At 72.1% G+C, this 20478-nt stretch carries 16 protein-coding genes and 1 pseudogene; 9 read left to right on the plus strand and 8 right to left on the minus strand.

The window, feature by feature from the left end:
* Nucleotides 1–20 precede the first annotated feature (20 nt).
* A complete protein-coding gene (locus tag ACWCYO_RS16375; protein WP_449784578.1) occupies nucleotides 21–1868 on the minus strand; it encodes an FAD-dependent oxidoreductase in 1848 nt (615 codons plus the stop codon).
* A gap of 126 nt (nucleotides 1869–1994) precedes the next feature.
* Here ACWCYO_RS16375 and ACWCYO_RS16380 point away from each other — a divergent pair.
* Both ACWCYO_RS16380 and ACWCYO_RS16385 read left to right on the plus strand, forming a co-directional pair.
* Nucleotides 1995–2087, plus strand: a pseudogene (locus ACWCYO_RS16380) (superoxide dismutase); the annotation flags it as partial.
* Between the two features lie 399 nt (nucleotides 2088–2486).
* Entirely contained in the window at nucleotides 2487–3245 is a 759-nt protein-coding gene (locus tag ACWCYO_RS16385) for a hypothetical protein (protein ID WP_270142775.1), read from the plus strand.
* Between the two features lie 451 nt (nucleotides 3246–3696).
* On the opposite strand, the gene ACWCYO_RS16390 is transcribed toward ACWCYO_RS16385, so the two are convergent.
* Nucleotides 3697–4179 carry a DUF1775 domain-containing protein gene (locus ACWCYO_RS16390; RefSeq protein ID WP_449784579.1) on the minus strand — a complete coding sequence of 161 codons (483 nt, stop codon included), beginning with the start codon at nucleotides 4177–4179 and terminating at the stop codon, nucleotides 3697–3699.
* A gap of 153 nt (nucleotides 4180–4332) precedes the next feature.
* On the opposite strand from ACWCYO_RS16390, the gene ACWCYO_RS16395 reads away from it, so the two are divergent.
* Genes ACWCYO_RS16395 through ACWCYO_RS16405 form a run of 3 tightly spaced genes read left to right on the plus strand, consistent with a single transcriptional unit; the run spans nucleotide 4333 to nucleotide 7270 of the window.
* Complete coding sequence (locus ACWCYO_RS16395; RefSeq protein WP_449784580.1) at nucleotides 4333–5433, plus strand: ABC transporter substrate-binding protein; 1101 nt, start codon at nucleotides 4333–4335, stop codon at nucleotides 5431–5433.
* A complete protein-coding gene (locus tag ACWCYO_RS16400; RefSeq protein WP_449784581.1) occupies nucleotides 5433–6497 on the plus strand; it encodes a FecCD family ABC transporter permease in 1065 nt (354 codons plus the stop codon). The genes ACWCYO_RS16395 and ACWCYO_RS16400 overlap by 1 nt, the downstream gene beginning before the upstream one ends.
* Nucleotides 6494–7270, plus strand: a complete 777-nt coding sequence (locus tag ACWCYO_RS16405; protein ID WP_449784582.1) for an ABC transporter ATP-binding protein — start codon at nucleotides 6494–6496, stop codon at nucleotides 7268–7270. The genes ACWCYO_RS16400 and ACWCYO_RS16405 overlap by 4 nt, the downstream gene beginning before the upstream one ends.
* Nucleotides 7271–7379: 109 nt before the next feature.
* Here ACWCYO_RS16405 and ACWCYO_RS16410 read toward each other — a convergent pair whose 3' ends face one another.
* The 6 genes from ACWCYO_RS16410 to ACWCYO_RS16435 all read right to left on the minus strand — a co-directional run bounded on the left by ACWCYO_RS16410 (nucleotide 7380) and on the right by ACWCYO_RS16435 (nucleotide 14622).
* The gene (locus ACWCYO_RS16410) at nucleotides 7380–8321 is read right to left on the minus strand and encodes an L-tyrosine/L-tryptophan isonitrile synthase family protein (RefSeq protein ID WP_449784583.1); all 942 of its coding nucleotides are present in this window, start codon (nucleotides 8319–8321) and stop codon (nucleotides 7380–7382) included.
* 118 nt (nucleotides 8322–8439) lie between these two features.
* Nucleotides 8440–9711, minus strand: a complete 1272-nt coding sequence (locus ACWCYO_RS16415; RefSeq protein ID WP_449784584.1) for a cytochrome P450 family protein — start codon at nucleotides 9709–9711, stop codon at nucleotides 8440–8442.
* 30 nt (nucleotides 9712–9741) lie between these two features.
* Complete coding sequence (gene asnB / locus ACWCYO_RS16420; protein WP_449784585.1) at nucleotides 9742–11574, minus strand: asparagine synthase (glutamine-hydrolyzing); 1833 nt, start codon at nucleotides 11572–11574, stop codon at nucleotides 9742–9744.
* A gap of 53 nt (nucleotides 11575–11627) precedes the next feature.
* On the minus strand, nucleotides 11628–12995 hold the full coding sequence (locus ACWCYO_RS16425) for an MFS transporter (protein WP_449784586.1): 1368 nt from the start codon (nucleotides 12993–12995) through the stop codon (nucleotides 11628–11630).
* Nucleotides 12996–13477: 482 nt separating this feature from the next.
* On the minus strand, nucleotides 13478–13750 hold the full coding sequence (locus ACWCYO_RS16430) for a helix-turn-helix domain-containing protein (RefSeq protein ID WP_449784587.1): 273 nt from the start codon (nucleotides 13748–13750) through the stop codon (nucleotides 13478–13480).
* Nucleotides 13751–14028: 278 nt separating this feature from the next.
* On the minus strand, nucleotides 14029–14622 hold the full coding sequence (locus ACWCYO_RS16435; RefSeq protein WP_270142791.1) for a TetR/AcrR family transcriptional regulator: 594 nt from the start codon (nucleotides 14620–14622) through the stop codon (nucleotides 14029–14031).
* A gap of 124 nt (nucleotides 14623–14746) precedes the next feature.
* On the opposite strand from ACWCYO_RS16435, the gene ACWCYO_RS16440 reads away from it, so the two are divergent.
* The 4 genes from ACWCYO_RS16440 (at nucleotide 14747) to ACWCYO_RS16455 (ending at nucleotide 20477) form a co-directional block, all read left to right on the plus strand.
* Complete coding sequence (locus tag ACWCYO_RS16440; protein ID WP_270142793.1) at nucleotides 14747–15856, plus strand: FAD-dependent oxidoreductase; 1110 nt, start codon at nucleotides 14747–14749, stop codon at nucleotides 15854–15856.
* Nucleotides 15857–16352: 496 nt separating this feature from the next.
* The gene (locus tag ACWCYO_RS16445) at nucleotides 16353–17204 is read left to right on the plus strand and encodes an alpha/beta fold hydrolase (RefSeq protein WP_449784588.1); all 852 of its coding nucleotides are present in this window, start codon (nucleotides 16353–16355) and stop codon (nucleotides 17202–17204) included.
* 323 nt (nucleotides 17205–17527) lie between these two features.
* Complete coding sequence (locus ACWCYO_RS16450; RefSeq protein ID WP_270142797.1) at nucleotides 17528–19165, plus strand: ABC-F family ATP-binding cassette domain-containing protein; 1638 nt, start codon at nucleotides 17528–17530, stop codon at nucleotides 19163–19165.
* A gap of 475 nt (nucleotides 19166–19640) precedes the next feature.
* Entirely contained in the window at nucleotides 19641–20477 is an 837-nt protein-coding gene (locus ACWCYO_RS16455; RefSeq protein WP_449784589.1) for an alpha/beta fold hydrolase, read from the plus strand.
* The last annotated feature ends 1 nt before the right edge of the window (nucleotide 20478 follow it).

Genomic DNA, 20478 nt, shown 5'->3' on the forward strand with positions numbered 1-20478 from the left:
CCGCGGCGTCCGTGCCCCGTTCAGCGCTGATGGACCTCGAGGAAGGTACGCACCGCGGACTCCAGGGCCCCCTCGATCCACGCCGGCTTGAGGCTGGTGTGCTCGCCGGCGAAGTGGACGCGTCCTTCCGGGGTCCGGGTCGCCGGGTGGAGCTCGTGCAGCTGGCCGGGGGTGACGATGGCGGCTTCGCCGAGCGCGTAGCGGGCCCGGGCCCAGGACTGGGTGGCGCCGACACCGGTGAACTCCCGTCGTGCGCGCGGGCCGAACAGGCGCTCCAGGTCGTCCAGGGCGAAGGCGTACCGCTCGCCCGGAGTGAGGGAGTCCCAGCGTGCGGCATCGTCGGACCAGGTGTAGGAGGCGAGTACGACGCCACCCGGGGACCCCTGCGGGGCGTGGGAGGGCAGGTAGGTGAAGCGGCTGGCGCTGTCGCTGACGCAGCCGCCGCCGGTGAAGCCGTCCGGGCCCTGCTCCCAGAAGCGGTGGTGGAACTCCAGTAGGACCTTGGTGGCGCTGTCGTAGTGCAGCTCCGCGACGGCCCGGCGCTTGGGGTAGGACATCAGCGGCTCGATGCGGCAGAACCGCAGCGCGCTGAAGGGGATGGTGACGATCGCGTAGTCGCCCTCGAACACCTCGGTCCCGGGGGTGGGGGCGCCGTCGCAGGACTCCTCGTCCCCGCTCTCCGCGACCGTTTCGACGGTGACCTTTCCCGCCTCCTGCCGCAGGCGGGTCATCCGGCGCCCCAGGCGCAGTTCGTCCGTGAGCGGTGCGGCCAGGGCGTCGGTGAGCGCGGCGGTGCCGTCCTCGAGTTCCCAGTAGCGGTTGGCGGGGCTGATGACCGCGTGATCGATCAGGGTCGGGATCAGGGAGTAGTGCAGGCGCGAGGTGAGGTTCTCCAGGGTGCCGACGGCCTGCACGGACGCCGTGTCCCAGCCGGCTTCCTCGCGCAGGTACCGGCGGGTGGAGTGGTAGCCGTAGGTGCGGAAGACGCCGGTCCAGGCGTCCAGCCGCGAGCGGATGTCGCCGTCCGGGACGGTGACCTTCTCGAACGCCTTGTTCAGGGCGGCGGCAGTGGTGGAGTCGAACCGCGCGCCGAAGGAACGGTTGACCGCGGCGGGAGACTTCGAGTACGCCGCACGGGAGGTCGTGGTGCCGTTGACCGAGATCAGGGAACGGAAAGCGGCCGCAGGAGCGGTGAACGTCCCCTGCGGGCCGTTGCTCCAGCTCTCCCCGGTGAACGAACGGTACGTCACCGGTGGCACGGCACCGGACGGACCGCTGCCCGGCTGGACGTCGACGTTGTAGAACAACCGCCGCTTCAGGCCGAGCTTGTCCGCGAGGCCCAGGACGAGCGGGTGGAAGTCGGGCAGACGCATCGCACCGGCTTCGGCGTGCAGCAGCGGGTCCGAGAAGATCCGGCGGAAGGTCTTGATCCGTCCCCCCACCCGGCTGGCATTGGCCTCGATCACGACCACCTCGTGGCCGGCCTGCTTGAGCAGCGTCGCAACCGTCAGGCCCGCGATTCCCGCGCCCACCACCAGCACCCGCTTGCGGCCCGTACGTGCAGGCAGCCGGCCGTCGATCAGAATCCGCAGATACTCCAGCGTCAGATCACTCTGCTCGTCCTCACCGACCATGAGCATCTCTCGCGCCAGGGCGCGACTGACCGCCTCATCGGCCACCGCCCCGGTACTCGGCGCGAACGCAGGCACCAGGGCGCCCGAGGGGACGGCCGAAGCCCTCCCTCCGGCGCCGATCGCACCAGCCGCCGCGGCGGCGCCAACCGAGCCCAGCAGGGCACGGCGCGCGAGCCGGGGACGTTCCGAAGCGGCAGTCGGCGCGCCGGGGCGGTTCACGGTCGGCTCTGTCATCTCTTCTCCTGATCACGGCAGTTGGACACTCCATCGAATCAACGCCCGAGCACCGCCCCAGGAAACGCCAACTCACCGAAGACCCGGCACGACCACCACGTCCGTCGAGCGGAACTGTGTCCCGCCATGGGCACGTACTCGCTTCCCGACCTGCCGTACGACTACTCCGCGCTCGAGCGGGCGATGTCGGCCGAGATCTTGGAACTGCACCACCCCAAGCACCACGCCGCCCCTTCGCCTTCCACCTGTCCGGGTGATCCTCCCCGGCGGACCGCCTCCGCTCCGCCGAGGCCGGGCCGACACCCCGGCCACAGGCTGAGCCCTCCGTGGCCCGACCGCCGTCGGTGCCGCGGAGGGCTCTGCGCTTCCGTCGCGACTTTCGGTTATCGCGCTGACCGTCACCGGTCTCCTGTTGTAAGGAGGCCGAATCCCCTCGGCCCCGGACGGCGCCCTCTCCGGCGCGCCCGCTACGGGAAAGACCTGCCGATGACCACCTCTCCTCGTCCGTTCTCCCGAGGTTGGCTGCTCGCGTCCTGCGTGCCCCCACTGCTCGTTCTCGGGATGGCGGTGTCCGTCCCCTCGGCTCCCTCCGGTTCCCCGCAGGCCACGGCAGCGAGCATGCCGGAGATGCCCGGGATGGCGCACACGGCGGGCGCCGCCCAGGGCCTCGCCCGCGGCCTCGCGGCCGAGCAGGACGGTTACCGGCTGAACATCGCGACCTGCGGCGTGCCCGCCGGGCGGCCGACGGCCTTCCGGTTCACCGTCACCGGCCCTGACGGCGCCCCGGTCACCGACTTCGCCGTCCACCAGACCAGGAAGCTGCACTTCTACGCGATCCGCACCGATCTCACCGGCTTCCAGCACCTGCACCCGGACATGGCCGACGACGGCACCTGGACCGCCGATCTCGCCGCCCTCGCTCCGGGCACCTGGCGGCTGTACGCCGACTTCATCCCGAACACCGGCCCCCACGCCACAGAGCTCGTCCTCAGCCGCACCGTGACGGTGCCGGGCGAGGTCGTCCCGAAACCCCTGCCCGCCCCGACCGACAGCACCACCGTCGATGGCTACACCGTCACCCTGTACGCCCAACCGATGGCCGGCGCACACCAGTTGACCGCCACCGTCAGCCAGGACGGCCGCCCGGTCACCGACCTCCAGCCCTACCTCGACAGCTACGCCCACCTCACCGCCTTCCACGAAGGCGACCAGGCACTGGCCCACCTCCACCCGGCGAACACCGTCAACGGCGACCACGGCGGGCCCACGCTGACCTTCCAGGCCCTGCTCGCCGAGCCGGGCAACTGGCGAGTCTTCCTGCAGTTCCAGACCGCCGGACAACTGCACACCGCCGAGCTCACCCTGCACGTCGACTAGAAGCCGCGCTGCCCGGCTCCCGCGTCACGGGGCCGGGCACTGCGGCGGCTGCGACGTCGACGGGGTTGCGGACGCCGTGGGCGCTGCGGACGGCGTGCCGACCGGGGTCGCTCCCGGCGCGGCGGCGAGCTTGAGGGGTGGGCGCCGGGTGCTCGGGCTCGGTGCCGCCCTGGGGCAGTTCGATCCAGCGGTCGATGCTTCGCGGCGGCGCCGAGGACGGCCACGGCGGCGATGGCCATGACGGTTCCCGGCAACGGGATACCGGTCAGCAGGACGTGACCGCCGACGGACAGCGTCGGCAGCAAGGCGGTGAACACCGCCGCGCGCCGTGCGAAGCGCTATCCCGGGCTCCGCGCGGCCGTGTATGGCACGGCCTTCTGAGATCGACCCCGCCCGGTGGGAGGCTCGGTGGGGGCCGGTGCGGGAGGAGCCCCGCACCGGCCCCGGACGGTCACGCCGAGGCGGTGGAGCCGCCGGCCTTGCGGCTGCGGCGGCCGAGCACGACGCCCGTCACGGCGCCGAGGACGCCGACGGCGATGCCCGCGATGCCGAGCGTGCGGGCGGTGGAGTCGCTGCTGCTCGCCTTCGCCGCCGCCGTGCTCACCGCCGGGGCCGCGGCGGTGTTCGCCGCCGGGGCGCTCGCGGCTGCGCTCGCGGCCGGCGTGGCGTCGCCGCCGGTGGCCGCGGTCAGGTGCAGCACCGGGGCCGGGTGCTCCGGCTCTTTCTGACCGTCCTGGGCCTCCTCGATCCAGCGCACGATGTTGCCGTCGCTGTACGTCTGCAGGGCCTTGAAGACGACCTTGTCGGTGCCGTCGGGCAGCGCGCCGAGGTCGACGGTGAAGTCCTGGCGAAGGGCAGAGCCCGCAGAACGCGGAGGTCGAGCGCGGCGGCGCGCACCGGCACAGGCTCGGCGGCGGGTTCCGGAGTCAGACATGGCCGGACATCATGACACCACCCGCCGCACCGCCGTGCGGGGAGCCGGGGAAGAACCCCGGACATGCACGGAACTTTTCCGGTGTCGCGTCCGACTACCAGTGCCGGGCCTCAACCGTCGGCCCCTGCACCCGGATCTTCCCAGGAGAGTTCCATGCGTTCTCGTGTGTTGTGCGGCATGGCCGCCGCCGTCGCCGTCCTCGTGACGGGATGCGGCAGTGGCGGAGGTGCCAAGACCGGCGACGCGGGAGCGGCGGCCACGTCCGCACCCGCTGCCGGGGCGCCGTCGGCCGCGGCGGCGTTCCCGGTCAAGGTCACGGACTGCGCCGGGAAGGAGACGGTGTTCGACTCGGCGCCGAAGAAGATCGTCACCAGCAACGCGTCCGGCCTGGAGATGCTGCTGCGGCTCGGCGCGGGTGACCGGGTGACCGGGACGGGCTTCCCGCCCGGCAAGGGCGCGCTGCCGGCCGACATCGCCGACGCCGGCGCCAAGGTGCCGGTGCTCGGGGACATGGTGATCCCCAAGGAGAAGCTGCTCGGCTCGGGCGCCGACCTGTACGTGGAGACCTTCGCCGCCATGGGCGGCATGGGCGGCGGGATGGGCACCACGCCGACCGACCAGGAGTACCGGGCCGCCGGGATCAAGCGGGTGTTCCTGCACTCCACCGCCTGCGCGGCGATGGCCAAGGCCCCGCAGCAGGAGCTCTCCGGCGTCGAGGGCGACATCAGGAGCCTGGGCCAGGTCACCGGCACCTCGGCCAAGGCGGATGCGCTGGTCGCGGACATGGAGAAGAAGGTCGGGTCGGTGAAGACCGCGCTGGCCGGTGTGGCGGCGGACCAGCGCCCCGGCTACTTCTTCTTCGACTTCGACGCCGGCACCAAGCAGCCGATGGCGGTCTGCAACCGGCAGGTCGGCAACGCCGTGATCACCCTCGCCGGTGCCCGCAACGTGTTCGGCGACTGCGACGGCGACTTCAAGCCCGTCTCGTGGGAGGACGTCGTCGCCAAGAACCCGGACTGGATCCAGCTCGGCGTCCGCAACCGCGGCAGCGAGGCCGAGAACAAGAAGGCGTTCGGCGACGCGGAGAAGTTCCTGCGCGAGTTCCCCGCCACCAAGGGCCTCAAGGCCGTCCAGGAGGGGCACTTCGTCCGCATCGGCTCGGAGGTGACCACCATCGCCGGCACCCGCAACGCCGACACCGTCCAGCAGATCGCCCACACCCTCTTCCCGGACCTCGTCAAGGACGCCCAGTAGTGACGGCCGCACCCGCCGCGGCGCCCGTCCGCCGGCCCGCGCGCACCGCGCGGGCCGGCCTCGTCGCGTCCGCTCTCGTCACCACGCTGGTCGTCGCCCTCACGCTGGCGGTCTCGTTCGGTTCCGTGGACATCCCGGTCCGGGAGGTCTGGACCGTGGTGGAGCACCGGATCACCGGGACGGCGCCCGAGGCCGGCACCCGGGATCTGATCGTCTGGCAGCTGCGCGTACCCCGTGCCCTGCTCGCGGCACTCGTCGGCGCCGGGCTGGGCCTGGTCGGCACCGCCGTGCAGGCACTGGTGCGCAATCCGCTGGCCGATCCGTACCTGCTGGGCATCTCCTCCGGCGCGTCGCTGGGCGCCGTCGCCGTCATCGTCCTCGGCGCGGGCACCGGCTTCGCCTTCGGGTTCGGCGTCTCGGCCGCCGCGTTCGCGGGCGCGCTGGCCGCCTTCGCCCTGGTGTGGGCGATCGCCCGGCGCGGCGGCGGCTTCGCCCCGATGCGCCTGGTGCTGGCCGGGGTGGCCATCGGGCAGTTCCTCTCCGGGTTCACCAGCTTCCTCGTCCTCCAGGCCGGGGACGAGCAGCAGACGCGGGGCGTGCTGTTCTGGCTGATGGGCAGCCTCGGCGCCGCGACCTGGGACCAGCTCGCCGTGCCCGCCGCCGCCGTCGTCCTGGGCTGGCTGGTCCTCCAGGCACGGGCCCGGCACCTCAACGCCCTGCTGATGGGCGACGAGACCGCCGCCGGCCTCGGCGTCGACACCGCCCGGCTGCGCCGCGAGCTGTTCGCCGTCACCAGCCTGCTGACCGGGGTCCTGGTCGCGGTCTCCGGCGCGATCGGCTTCGTCGGCCTGCTGGTGCCGCACGTGTGCCGGCTCGTCGTGGGCGGCGACCACCGCCGGCTGCTGCCGCTGTCCGCCCTGACCGGTGCCGTCCTGCTGGTCGTGGTGGACACCGTCGCCCGCACTGCCCTGGACACGCAGGAGCTGCCGATCGGCGTCGTCACCGCCGTCATCGGCGCACCCGTCCTGCTGTACCTGCTCGACCGACGGCTGGAGCGCGGATGAGGATCGCCATCGAGGAACTGTCCGTCGCCCTCGGTGGGCGCGACGTGCTCTCCGACGTCGGCCTGATCGCCGCCGAGGGCGAGATCGCCGGCCTGGTCGGGCCGAACGGCAGCGGCAAGTCCACCCTGCTGCGCACCGTCTACCGGCACCTGAGTCCGAACGCGGGGCGGGTCCTGCTGGCCTCGCGGGACGTGCGCTCGCTGGCCCCGGCCGAGGCCGCCCGGCACATCGCGGCCCTGCCCCAGGAGCGCGGCTCGGACTTCGAGTTCACCGTCCGCGAGGTCGTGGCGATGGGCCGCACCCCCTACAAGCGGGCCTTCGCCGGGGACGACGAGTGGGACCGGGCCGCCGTCGCCGAGGCACTGGAGCGGGTCGGCCTCGGGGCCCACGCGGACCGCCGGTTCGCGCAGCTGTCCGGCGGAGAACGGCAACGGGTGCTGCTGGCACGGGCGTTCGCCCAGCAGCCGGACGTACTGGTGCTGGACGAGCCGACCAACCACCTCGACGTCCAGCACCAGGTGGAGCTGCTGGCCCTGCTGCGCGAGCAGCGCCGCACCACGCTGATCTCGCTGCACGACCTGAACGCCGCGGCCTCGCTCTGCGACCGGCTGCACGTCCTGCACGAGGGCGTTCTGGTGGCCTCCGGCACGCCACGGGAGGTGCTGACGCCCGAGCTGCTGGCGAAGGTGTTCGGCGTGCGGGCCGCGGTGGTGGAACATCCGCTGACCGGTGATCCGCTGATCGCCTTCGACCACCGGCAGGCCGCCCCGTGACCGCCGGCGGGACCACCGCCGGGGAGCCGACTGCCTCGGTGTAGGACCGCCGGACCGCCCCCTGGTTCCCGATGGGAGCGAGGGGGCGTGGTGTGTCGGCCGGCAGGGCTCAGGACTCCTCGAAGTGGCTCGGCCGACCGTCACGCAGCACCAGGGTGCCCTGCTGCTCGGCGTCGGCCCGGCGCATCAACTGCCAGCTGCCGTCGGCGCGGTGCAGGACGGTGGAGTGCCAGGGGGTGGTCCAGGCGTCGGTGGCGTCGAGCAGACGGATGCCGAACTTGGCGGCGCCGCGCGGCTGGGGGTGGATGGACAGGCGGACGGTGCGGGGGTGGTGCTCGGCGATGAGGTCGCCCCACGCGCGGCTGCGCTGGATGACCCCGTAGGCGCGCCGGCGGCACTCGCGCTGGAGGGCGGACCTGGTGCCGGTGAAGTCCACGGTGTCCTCGGTGAGGAAGCGGGTGATGCCCCGGTAGAGCGCGAGGGTGTGCTCGTCGCGTCTCACCTCGGCGCGCAGTTCCTCGACGGTGGGCGCGTACTCGTCGTGCACCCGGGCGCGCTTCTCGTCGTACGGCAGGTCGCCGAGCACGTCGCGCAGGTCGAAGACGGACAGGCGGGTCAGGCCCTCGCGGCGGATCAGGGCGGCGAGTTCGTCGGAGTAGGCGTCGATGTGCGGGTCCGGCACCCGGATCAGGTCGCCGAAGACGTGCCCGTCGGAGCAGATCTCCATCCGGGCGCCCGGCTCGTACACCTCGCCGACCGCCCGGCAGAGGTCCTCGAGGAAGGTGAGGGAGAGGCGTTCGCCCTCGTCGGGGAGGTGTCCGAGGACCTTGGCGGGGCTGGGCGACTTGCACGGGAAGCCCGGCAGGGTGAAGACGATCCGGTCTCCCGCCTCGACGAACTCGGCCAGCTGCCGCAGCTGTTCGGGGAAGTCGTCGACGTCGGCCGGGACCGCGGTGTCGGTGGCACGGCGGTGGGGCAGCAGCAGTTCCAGGACGGCGGCGCAGGTCTGTCGGACGGGTCTGAAACTGCCCGTGACGGATTCGGTGGGCATGCGTCTCCTCCGTGAGGGCATGGCGGGACGGCGGCCCGGCGCCGCTCGTCCCGACGGGAGGCGGGTGCCGGGCCGCCCTGGTCGGGCGGGGTGGGTCGACCGGCGGTGGCCGGGTCGGTCAGGTGCGCTTGTCGTAGGCGACCGGGAGCCGGTTGACGCCGCGGGCGAGCACGGCCGGGATCCAGGTGAGGTCGTCGAGGGAGCCGGCGGGCCGCAGGCCGGGCAGGCGGGCCAGCAGGGTGGCGAGGGCGATCTGGAGCTCGGCGCGGGCGAGGGCGGCCCCTGGGCAGAAGTGGATGCCGTGCCCGAAGGCCAGGTGGGAGTTCGGGCTGCGTTCCAGGTCGAGCGTGTCGGCGTTCGGGAACTGCTTGCCGTCGCGGTTGGCCGCGCACAGCGAGACGATGACGGAGTCGCCGGCCGGGATGCGGGTGCCGTGCAGGTCGCTGTCCTCGGCGAAGAACCGCCAGGTGGTGAGCTCGAACGCGCTGTCGTAGCGCAGGAGTTCCTCGATCGCCCGGGGCATCAGGGCGGGGTCGTCGCGCAGCCGCTCCAGCTGGTCGGGGTGGCGGAGCAGGGTGATCAGCATGGTGGTGATCTGGTTGGTGACGGGCTCCTGGCCGGCGACCAGGAGCTGGAAGATCATCGAGTCGAGTTCCTCCTGGGTCAGCTCCCTGCGGTCCTTGGCGACGACCAGGCGGGAGAGGAGATCGTCGTCCCAGTGCCCGCGCTTGTGGGCGACGACCTCGGCGATGTACGTCTGCAGGCCGAACAGCCGGGCCTCGTAGGCGGGCCGGCCCGGGTCCTGCGGGCCGACCGGCTGGACGACCTTGCCCCAGTCCCGGTCGAAACTGGCGGCCAGCTCGGCCGGGAGGCCGATGACCTCCGCCAGGACCCGGAACGGGTAGTGCGCGGCGAAGCCCTGCACCAGGTCGGCGCCGCCCTCGGCGGGCAGCTCGTCCACGAGGGCGTCGGCGAGCTCCTGGAAGCGCGGGCGCAGCGACTCCACCCGGCGCGGGGCGAAGGCGTCCAGGACGAGGCGGCGCATCCGGGTGTGCTCCGGCGGGTCCTGGTGCAGCAGGTGCGCCTGGAGCTGGGAGTGCTGGGGCTCGGGCATGATCGAGGCCAGGGCGCGCCAGTCGTCGTTGCCGAGCCCGTGGTTCTTGCCGAGGCGGGGGTCGTTGAGCGCCTGGTGGGCGGCGTCGTAGCCGGTGACCAGCCAGGCGGCGATGCCGGAGGGGAAGCGGACCTTGTGGACGGGCCCGGCGTCGCGCATGCGGCGGTAGAGGTCGTACGGGTCGGTCTTGTAGGCGGAGCCGTAGAGCGGGATCGGCTCACCGGCGGCGGCGCCGGTGACGGGGCAGCGGCCCTCGGTATGGTCAGGGGTGGTCATGCCGGTTCCTCTGGGTGGCGGGTGGGATGGTCACAGGGCCAGGGCGGGGCGGTGGTGGTCGAGCCACAGCGCGAGGTCGACGACGCGTTCCAGGCGGAGCCGGTGGCCCCACTGGAGTTGCTCGGCGGGGGTGTCGAGGGCGGCCTCGATGACCGTCTCGTCGGCGATGTCCCGTACGTGCGGCGCGTCCAACGCCTCGCGGGCCAGCCGCTGGAGGCCGCGGTTGTAGGCGGGGTGGTGCGTGGCCGGGTAGTGGTTCTTCGGCCGCCATAGCACCGAGTCGGGGGCGATGCCCCGGCCGACGTCGCGCAGCAGGCTCTTCTCGCGGTCGTCGTGGTTCTTCATCGCCCAGGGGGTGTTGAAGGCGTACTCGACGAGCCGGTGGTCGCAGTAAGGCACCCGGACCTCCAGGCCCTGGGCCATCGAGAGGCGGTCCTTGCGGTGCAGCAGCTGGCGCAGCCAGCGGGTCAGCGAGAGGTGCTGCAGTTCGCGCTGCCGGTGCTCTTCGGGCGTCTCGTCGTCCAGGTGCGGGACCGCGGCGAGCGCGCTGCGGTAGGTGTCGTTGCGGAACTCGCCGATGCGCAGGTGGGCGGCGAGCTCGGGGTTGATCGGCATGGCGGCGTCGTCGCCGGTGACGAGCAGCCAGGGGAAGGCCTGCGCGGCGAGCGCCTTGGGGTTGTGGAACCATGGGTAGCCGCCGAAGACCTCGTCGGCTGCCTCGCCGGACAGGGCGACCGTGGAGTGCCTGCGGATCTCGCCGAACAGCAGGTAGAGCGAGGTGTCCATGTCGCCGACGCCGATCGGTGAGTCCCGGGAGACGACGACGGCCCGGCGGTACTCCGGGTCGAGCAGGGCGTGCGGGTCGAGGATCACGGTGGCGTGGTCCGTGCCGATGAAGGCGCCGGCCTCGGTGGCGAAGGGCGTGTCGTGGCCGGTGCGCAGGACGTCGCCGGTGAACTGCTCGGCCTGGTCGCTGTAGTCGACGGCGTAGGAGCGGAGCCTGGCCTGCGGGCCTTCCCTGAGCCGGAGTTCGTCGTTGATGAGGGCGGTGACGACGGTGGAGTCGAGGCCGCCGGAGAGCAGGCTGCACAGCGGGACGTCCGCCTCCAGCTGCGATCTGGCGGCGCACTCGACCAGCTCGCCGACCCGCTCCTTCGTGGTCTCCAGATCGTCGGTGTGCGCACGTGCGGTCAGGTCCCAGTAGCGGCGCTCGCGGATGCCGTCGCGGTCGAGGACGAGCAGTGCGCCGGGGTGGACCTCGCGGACGCCGGCCCAGACGGTGGGGCCGGTGTTGAACAGCAGGCCGTAGGCCTCGCGCAGACCGTCGGCGTCCACGGTGGGGGTGAGTTCGGGGTGGGCGAACAGGGCCTTGGGCTCGGAGCCGAAGGCCAGGCCGCCGTCGACGGCCGCCCAGAAGAGCGGCTTGACGCCGAGCCGGTCGCGGACGAGCAGCAGTCGCTGCTGGTGTTCGTCCCAGACGGCGAAGGCGTACATGCCCTCCAGGTGGTCGACCAGGGCGTCGCCCCACTCCAGGTAGGCGCGCAGCACCACCTCGGTGTCGCTACGCGTCTCGAACCGGTGGCCCCTGCTTCGGAGCCGCTCGCGCAGCTCGTGGTGGTTGTAGACCTCGCCGCTGTAGGTGAGCACCACCTGCGGCAGCTCGGGGCGGTCGGCCATGGGCTGGGCGCCGCCCTCGATGTCGATCACGGCGAGCCGCCGGTGGCCGAGCGCGGCGTGGGCGCCGGTCCAGACACCCCCGGCGTCGGGCCCGCGCAGGGCCATGGTCGCGGTCATCGCCTCGATGACGGGGGCGCGGTGCCGGACGTCCTGGTGGAAGGACACCCAGCCGGTGATTCCGCACATGCGCGGCTCCAGAAGTGAGAACGGTCGAAGCGTGAGTGGGCGGTGGCGTGGACTCAGGCCGCCCTGGCGACGGTCGAGCGGCCGTGCAGTGCCAGCAGCGGGACGGCGAGGCAGGCGCAGGCCGCGGCGACGCCGAGGCCGAGGTGCAGGCCACCCGTACCGGAGCCGCCGAGGCTCCACGTGGCGGTGGCGAGGGCCGGGCCGAGGGTGAAGCCGAGGCTGCGGGCGAGCTGGACGGTGGAAGCGGCGGTGGCCACCGTCGCCGGGGTGGCGGAGGTCATCACCATGGCCTGGGTCGGACCGCCGTACAGGCCCATGCCGGCTCCGGCGAGGGCGAGGCGCCAGGCGATGTCCGGCAGGCTCCAGGTGTCGCCGAGCGGCACGAGCAGCAGGAAGCCCAGTGCGGTGAGCATAGCCCCGACGGTCGCGGTCGGCCGGGCGCCGAAGCGGTCCGCCAGCCGTCCACCGAAGGGCCCGCCGATCCCCATGGCGAGCGGGAAGCACAGGATGGTCAGGCCGGTCGCGGTGGCGCTGGCGGCCTCGTCCCGTTGCAGGTGCAGGGCGAGGAGGTAGTGCATGACGGCGAAGGCCCCGGCGATGGCCAGCACCGCGGCGTTCAGGCCTGCCGTCCGGTTCGCCCGCAGCACCGACCTGACGGGCTGTCCGCCCGCGCGCCGCAGCCACAGCGCGGTCAGCGGTACGGCCGGGACTGCCAGCAGCAGCCAGGCCGGAGCGTCCGCCGTGAAGGTGAGTCCGAGGAGGACCGCGCAGACGGCCCCGCCGATGAGTGCCGCGTCAGTCAGCTCCGTCCGGGCCGGCTTGACCAGGGCACCGCCCCGGGGCAGGTGACGGCGGGCGAGGAGCCAGGCCGCCAGGCAGACCGGCAGCTTGACGAGGAAGATCGCCCGCCAGCCCAGGTGGTCGAGCAGCAGTCCGCCCAGGGCCGGGCCCGTGACCGCGCCGAGCGGCCCCAGGGTCGCCGGCACGCTCATCGCCCGGCCCCGCAGTTCCGGCCGCACCGAACGCATCGCCAGCACCGGCATCAGAACGAACAGCACGGCGCCGAAGGACCCTTGGACCACCCGGGCCGCGATCAGCGCACCGGCCCAGGGCGCCGCGGCGGCAGCGGTGCTGCCCAGCGCGAACCCGGCGACGGCGGTCAGCAGCGCGGGGCGGGTGCCGACCGCGTCCAGCCAGCGTCCGGCCGGCAGGAGCAGCGCCACCAGAGGGAGTTGGTATCCCAGGACCACCCACTGGGCGGTCTGCGCGGATATGTGGAAGCCGGTGCCGATGTCCGCGAGTGCGATGTTGACGATGTTCATGTCGAGCATCGCCACGAACGACAGCATCCCCGCGACCGCGACCAGGCTCCAGCGGTCCGTGACCGTCTGCGGAGCCTCCCGACCCGTCGTCGCGCTCACCGCGCACACCCCTTGCCGGCGGATCTCGGCCGATCCGACCGGCACCTCATGGGCCGCATGCTCCGTCCTCCTCCTGTATCGGGCACCGTCGGCGACGACACCCGGCACATGAGTCGGACCGGGACTCCCGGAAGTTCCGAACAGTTGCATGATTCTTCGCCGGACAGGCGAACGGCCCCGGAGCTGCCCGTCCTTCACGCGGTCAAGGCCGGCCTCGCAGCGGACATCGAGACGCTGTACCCGCAACTCGTGAAGTGACGTCGACAGAGCCGTCGGGACGCCCACGGTCCCGGGTGACCGGCCTGTCGGCATCGTCCAGCACCCGCAGCGTCAAGCCGTCGATCGGGCGCCCGCAGCCGATCGGAGGCAACACGGTCAGCCCGGTGCTGCTGCCGTAGCCGTCCAGCAACGGCTGCCCGATCCGGTCGGTGACTCGGCGGCGCCGGTCTTCGCGACCGTCCACTCCGAGGGCGTCTCCGTGCTCACCGCGGCCACCGTGCGACCGGCCTGGTGCGCTGCGATGCCCGGATCGGCAAGCAGTTCCCCGGCTGGAGCTCGCGCCACCCCTCGTTCTGGGGTGTCGCCACCCGTCCCTGCTCCAGCCGGACCACGTACTCGACCGAGATGCCGGCCAGCGTCGCCAGCTCCGTGCGTCGCAGACCGGGGACCCGACGGGGTGAGCCGTGTGCGAAGCCCACCGTCACGGGGTCCAGCCGGTCCCGCCACGCCCGCAGCGCGGCGCCGAGTTGATCCATGCACCCCGTCCTCCCGCACACCCCGCCCCGCCGAGTGGTACGCGCTGTACCACGAAGTCCCGTAGCTCCCGCCGACGCTCCCCGGGGGCCCAGCGTCGAGACGGCAGCGCGAGCACGGCCGTCCTTCGTGATCACTGAGCGTAGAGACTCCATGATCACGTGGACCCCGTGTCTGCGCTGCATCCTTCCCCCCATTCGAACGTCTCGCGGAGGGCCTCACCGAGGGTCCCGAGCGGCGCGCACCGCCACCGCGCACAGCGGGGCGCCTGGCAGCCCGGTCAGTTGCTCGGATGGGAGGCTGCCCAGCCGTGTTCGAGCAGCGCGAAGGCCTCGTCGGCGGCTCGGCGCGGTTCGGCGTGCCCCAGGATGAGACTGCGGGCCTCAAGAGCGAAACGGGCCAGGGCGGCGCAGCTGACGTCGTCCTCGGGCGCACCCACCGCCTCGGCGACGGCCCTGGCCAGGGCCGCTTCGTGGCGCGTCCACATGCGGTGGGCGTAGTCGCGCAGCGCGGGGGTCTCCTGCACCAGACGCGTGAAGTCGGCGAACCGCGGGTCGGTGGCATGGACGGCGAGCTGAGTCTGCTTCAGCAGGAGGTGCTCGCGCAGCGCCTGCGGGATCGACTGGCCCGGGGGGCGTTCGCGCACCGCGGCGACGAGTTCTGCTTCCAGTTCGTCGTCCTGGTCGAAGACCAGGGCTTCCTTGCCGGAGAAGTGTTTGAAGAGGGTGGTGACTGAGACGTCGGCGTGGTCGGCGACGTCTTTGACGCCGACCTGGTCGTAGCCGCGTTCGAGGAAGAGTTCGAGTGCGGCGTCGGCCAGGGACTGGCGGGTCTGGGCCTTCTTGCGCTCGCGGCGCCCGGTCGGTTCGGTCACTCGCCCACCGTACCTCGAAGTGCAGTCACTGTGAAAGTGTAGTCATTGCACTTATTGAGCGAGTGTGGTTTCTTGGTGGTGCCGGATCTCCCGGCGGCTGACCCACCTCCCGAGGGACACTTCCGTGAACTCTGCTCGTGATCCCCGCATCGCGATCGTCGGCGCCGGCCTCGGCGGCCTCACCTGCGCCCGAGTCCTCCAGCAACACGGCCGCTCCGTCACCGTCTTCGAGCGCGAGGCATCCGCCGATTCCCGCCCGCAGGGCGGCTCCCTCGACATGCATCCCGACACCGGCCAGGCCGCCCTCGGTACGGCGGGGCTCCTCGACCGATTCCACGCCCTCGCCCGCCCCGAAGGAGACGAGTGGCGCGTGCTCGACTTCTCAACCGCCGCCCTCCTGGCGCGGCAGGGGCCGGCCGCCGGCGGCGGCCGGCCGGAGATCGACCGAGGCCAGCTGCGGGGTCTGCTCCTGGACTCGCTCACCGAGGGCACGGTTCGCTGGGAAAGCACCGTCACCAGCGTCACCCCGCTGGCGGACGGCACCTGCCGGCTGCTCTTCGGTGACGGCACCGCCGAGGACTTCGACCTGGTGGTCGGCGCCGACGGCGCCTGGTCACGCGTGCGCCCGGCTCTGTCACCCGCCGTACCCGACTACACCGGTGTCACCTTCGTCGAGACCGGATTCGACCACTGCGACACCCGCCATCCCGACCTCGCGCGGCTGGTCGGCAACGGATCGATGCTGGCGAAGGGCGCCGGCAGGACCCTGGTCGCCCAGCGCAACAGCAACGGCCACATCCGCGCCTACATCGCCCTCCGCGCGCCCAAGGACTGGCATGAGGCCGCCGGTATCGACCTCGGCGACCAGCAGGCCGTGCGGACACATCTGTTGAGCTTGTTCGACGACTGGGACGAGAGCCTGCACTACCTCCTGCGCAACAGCGACCACGGGTTCATCCACCGGCCCCTGTTCGTCCTGCCCGCCCCGCACACCTGGGAACACGTTCCCGGCGTCACGCTGCTCGGCGACGCCGCGCACCTGATGCCACCCGTCGGGCTGGGCGCCAACCTCGCCATGCTCGACGGCGCCGACCTCGCCCACGCACTGGTCACCGAATCCAGCGTCGACGAGGCCGTCCGCGCCTACGAGAGCATCATGCTGCCGCGCTCGATCAGGGCCGCGACGGGCAGTGCACAGGGACTCGACAACCTCGTTCCCGCGACGGCCTCCTGAAGCGACTTGACTCCGACCGACTGACTGAGCAGGGCAAACCGATCCGCGACCGTGAGCCGCAGGCGTCGCTCCGGCCGCCCCACGGCCATCGCAGCATGGGGGTAGGCGGCCAGGAGACCGTCAAGGCATCCGCGTCCTGCCTTCCCGGCAAGCTCGGGCTTCGCGGCCCCGTTCAGCTCGGTCGTGTACTCCTACCGCCGGGGACTGGTGATCCGATGTGGGTCCGCACGCTCACCGGCGCATAGATGACACCGGCCGCCGCGAGCGGCAGAAGCCGTCGATTCATGATCTCTCGTCGCCATCCGGGGACGGCGCCATCACTGTCGTCGGCACACCGCCTCGGGCACATCAGTCAGCTGACGGAGGGTCGTGAACCCGGTGCGTGGCGCCCGAACACGTAGAAGGTTGAAGTCACATGACCGATGCCGCCGGGACGAGCCGCGGGCGACAGTGAAGGCCACCAAGTCCAGTTGTCCTCATCTCAGGAGCGTGACCCATGTCGAGCATTGAGAACGGTCGCAAGCGGCGGTTCATCACGGGAATGGCCGCTGCGGTCGGCGCCACCGTGGCGATCGGCGCCCTCGCCTTCACCGGCACCGCTGACGCGGCGAGCGACTCGGCGGCGGCCGACCGCGGCCCGAAGCCGACCGTCGTCCTGGAGCACGGCGCGTTCGCCGACGGCTCCAGTTGGGACGGCGTGATCGCCAAGCTGCGCCATGACGGCTACCCGGTCGTCGCGGCCGCCAACCCGCTGCGTGGCCCGGCCTCCGACGCCGCCGCGCTGCGCAGCCTCGTCGACCACATCAAGGGCCCGGTCGTCCTGGTCGGCCACTCCTACGGCGGTTCGGTCATCAGCGAGGCCGCCGTCGGTGAGCCGCGGGTCAAGGCCCTCGTCTACGTCGCCGCGTTCCTGCCCGCGCCCGGCGAGTCCGCGCTGCAGCTGACCAACCAGTTCCCCGGCTCCACCCTGCCCGGCACGCTGGACCCGGTGCCGTTCACCAACGCCGACGGCAGCACCGGCACCGACCTGTACATCGAGCAGGACAAGTTCCGAGCCCAGTTCGCCGCCGACGTCCCGGCCGACCGGGCCGCGCTGGCGGCCGCGTCGCAGCGGCCGATCGCCCAGGCCGCGCTGACGGAGAAGGCCACCACCGCCGCCTGGCAGACCGTACCCAGCTGGGACATCGTCACCACCGAGGACCTCAACATCCCGGCCGCCGCCCAGCGGTTCATGGCCGAGCGCGCCCACGCCCACACCACCGAGGTGGCCGCGTCCCACTCCGTCGCGGTGTCCCACCCCGACCTGGTGGCCGGCGTCATCGAGAAGGCCGCCCGCGCCACCCGCTGACAACTCCTCACCATCCCGCCGCCGACCAGCGGCCCCCGAACGCCGGGAGGGCGGAGGGCGGTTCCCCCGTCCCCACCCTCCGCCCTCCCGGCGCACCCCACCTCGAAAAAATCCGGTGCCTGCTCAAGGCAGCGTGTTAGCGTTGCAGGCGCCCCTATGAAGGAGTTTCGACATGCTGAGCGACGACGACATCACGCACTGAGATGTCCGGGCACCCGAGCGCGTTCTGATCGACGATCCGCTGCTCGGCGCCGCTTCGTCCTCCCTTTCACCTCACCTGTGATCGAGCGCGTCGCTCCGCAGGGCTTTCCTAGGGCACAGTCATGTCACACTCCCCCATCGTCGTCTCCGACCTGTCGTTCGCCTGGCCGGACGACACCCCGGTCTTCCGGGACCTCACCTTCAGCCTCGAAGCCGAGCGAGTCGGCCTGGTCGCACCCAACGGGGCCGGCAAGTCCACGCTGCTGCGGCTGATCGCAGGCCGTCTCACCGCCACCACCGGCTCGATCGCGGTGGCGGGTGTGCTGGGCTACCTGCCGCAGGATCTGCCGCTGACGGCCGACCGGACGGTCGCCGAGGTGCTCGGCGTCGCCGACGTCATCGCGGCCCTGGACGCGATCGAGTCCGGCGACACCGCCGAGCAGCACTTCACCGTCGTCGGCGACGACTGGGACGTGGAGGACCGGGCGCGAACCGAACTCGAGCGGCTCGGCCTCGGCCACGTCACGTTGCGCGACCGGCTCGACCGGCTCAGCGGGGGCCAGATCGTCGGGCTCGGCCTGGCCGCACTGCTGCTGAAGCGCCCCGACGTCCTACTGCTGGACGAGCCGACCAACAACCTCGACCGCGCGGCCCGGCACCGGCTCCACGAGGTGCTGGACGGTCTGCGGCGCTGCGTCCTGGTCGTCAGCCATGACCGCGAACTGCTGGACCACATGGACCGCATCGCCGAATTGGACCGAGGCGAAATGCGCTTCTACGGCGGGAACTTCAGCGCGTACCAACACACCGTGGCCGTCGAGCAGGAGGCCGCCGAACGCAACCTCCGCACTGCGGAGCTGCTGGTCAAGCGCGAGAAGCGGGAGATGCAGCAAGCTCGGGAGCGAGCCGAACGCCGGGCCGGGAACGCGCAACGCAACCTCAAGGACGCCGGGCTGGCGCGGATCGTCGCCGGTGGTCTGAAGCGCTCCGCCGAGAAGAGCGCGGGCACCGCCCGGACGATGCACGCCGCCCGGGTCAGCGAGGCGAAGGAACGCGCCGACGAGGCGGCGCGCGCGGTGCGCACCGAGCAGGGCATCGCGCTGGAGCTCCCGGACACGCGGGTGCCTGCCGGGCGCACCCTGTTCGAGGGGGAGCACCTGCGCAAACTCCTCGGCGACACGGAGGTATTCGCGGGCGAGGGCATCGATCTGGCCATCCGCGGGCCCGAGCGCATCGCGCTCTCGGGGGCGAACGGGGTCGGCAAGTCGACTTTGCTGCGGCTCGTTCACGGCGACCTCGAGCCCGACTCCGGAACCATCCGGCGCGCCGACGGCCGCATCGCGTACCTGTCGCAACGGCTGGATCTGCTGGACGACGACCGGACGGTGGCGGAGAACCTCGCATCCTTCGCGCCGTCGCTGCCGGACGCCCGGCGGCTGAACATCCTGGCGCGGTTCCTGTTCCGCGGCCCGCGGATCCACCTGCCGGTACGCGTGCTGTCGGGCGGCGAGCGGCTCCGTGCGACGCTGGCGTGCGTCCTCTACGCCGAGCCGGCCCCCCATCTGCTGTTGCTGGACGAGCCGACCAACAACCTGGACCTGGTGAGCGTCGGGCAGTTGGAGAACGCTTTGAACGCCTACGAAGGAGCCTTCGTCGTGATCAGCCACGACGCGCGGTTCCTTGACGCGATCAAGGTGGAGCGGCGCCTGGAGCTGGTCGACGGGCGGCTGGGCCGACCGGCGGCAGGGCCCCGAACCTGACGGTGACGGTACCGGCGGGCGACGGCGCTCATCGATCGGCGAGGGCGCCGTCGATCCCGCGGCGGGAGGAGATCGCCAGCCGCTTGGGCGAGGACCTTGCGCAGGTAGGCCGGGGCGAGCGCCGCCGCCGACTTCCCGGCGGGACAGTGAGCGTGCGCGGCGGGGAGCAGCGACGCCAGGAGCTTTCCCTTCAGGGTGCTCGGCGTCCTGGTCAGCTGAACGTCGACCCGGGTACCCCCGTCCTGCGGGGTCATCCGGAACACCCAACCTCCCCCCGGCCCGAACAACTTGGAGTGGGTGGCCGCGGTCTCACACGTGCGCGGACACCGGTGCGACGCAAGGATGACCCAAACATGTGCGGGCCGGGTTGACCGTCATGTGACTGATCCCAAGGCACACCCGCTGGGCGGAGAGTGAAGGACGTCGGCACCTCCGGCCGACAACCGACGACTCGTTCATCGAAGGAAGACCCAGCATGCCGTTCATCACCGTCGGGCAGGAGAACTCCGCCGACATCAACCTGTACTACGAGGACCACGGGGCCGGGCAGCCGGTCGTGCTCATCCACGGCTTCCCGCTCAGCGGCGACTCGTGGGAGAAGCAGTCCGCAGCACTGCTCGGCGCCGGTTACCGGGTGATCACGTACGACCGTCGCGGCTTCGGTCGCTCGGACCGGCCGGGCACCGGCTACGACTACGACACCTTCGCCGCCGACCTGGACCGGGTGCTGACGGCACTGGACCTCGACGACGCGATCCTCGTCGGCTTCTCCATGGGCACCGGCGAGGTCGCCCGCTACGCGAGTACCTACGGCACCGGCCGGATCGCGAAGGTCGCCTTCCTGGCGTCCTTGGAGCCGTGGCTCCTGCAGGGTCCGGAGAACCCCGACGGCGCGGCTCCCGCCGAGTTCTTCCAGCAGGTCAGCGACGCCGTGTCAGCCGACCGCTACGCCTACTACACGGCGTTCTTCAGGGACTTCTACAACCTGGACGAGAACCTCGGCGGCCGGATCTCGCAGGAGGCCTTGCGCGACAGCTGGAACACCGCCGCGAGCGGCGGCGCGCACGCTGCGGCAGCCGCCCCGCTGACCTGGGGCACCGACTTCCGTGCCGACATCCCCAAGGTTGACGTTCCGGCGCTCATCCTGCACGGGACGGCCGACCGGATCCTGCCTGTCGAGGCCACCGCCCGACCGTTCCACAAGGCGCTGCCGACCGCGGAGTACGTGGAGGTCGAAGGAGGCCCGCACGGACTGCTGTGGACCCACGCCCACGAGGTGAACCAGGCCTTGCTCGCCTTCCTCGCCAAGTAGG

The sequence above is a fragment of the Kitasatospora sp. NPDC001683 genome, assembly GCF_053596495.1.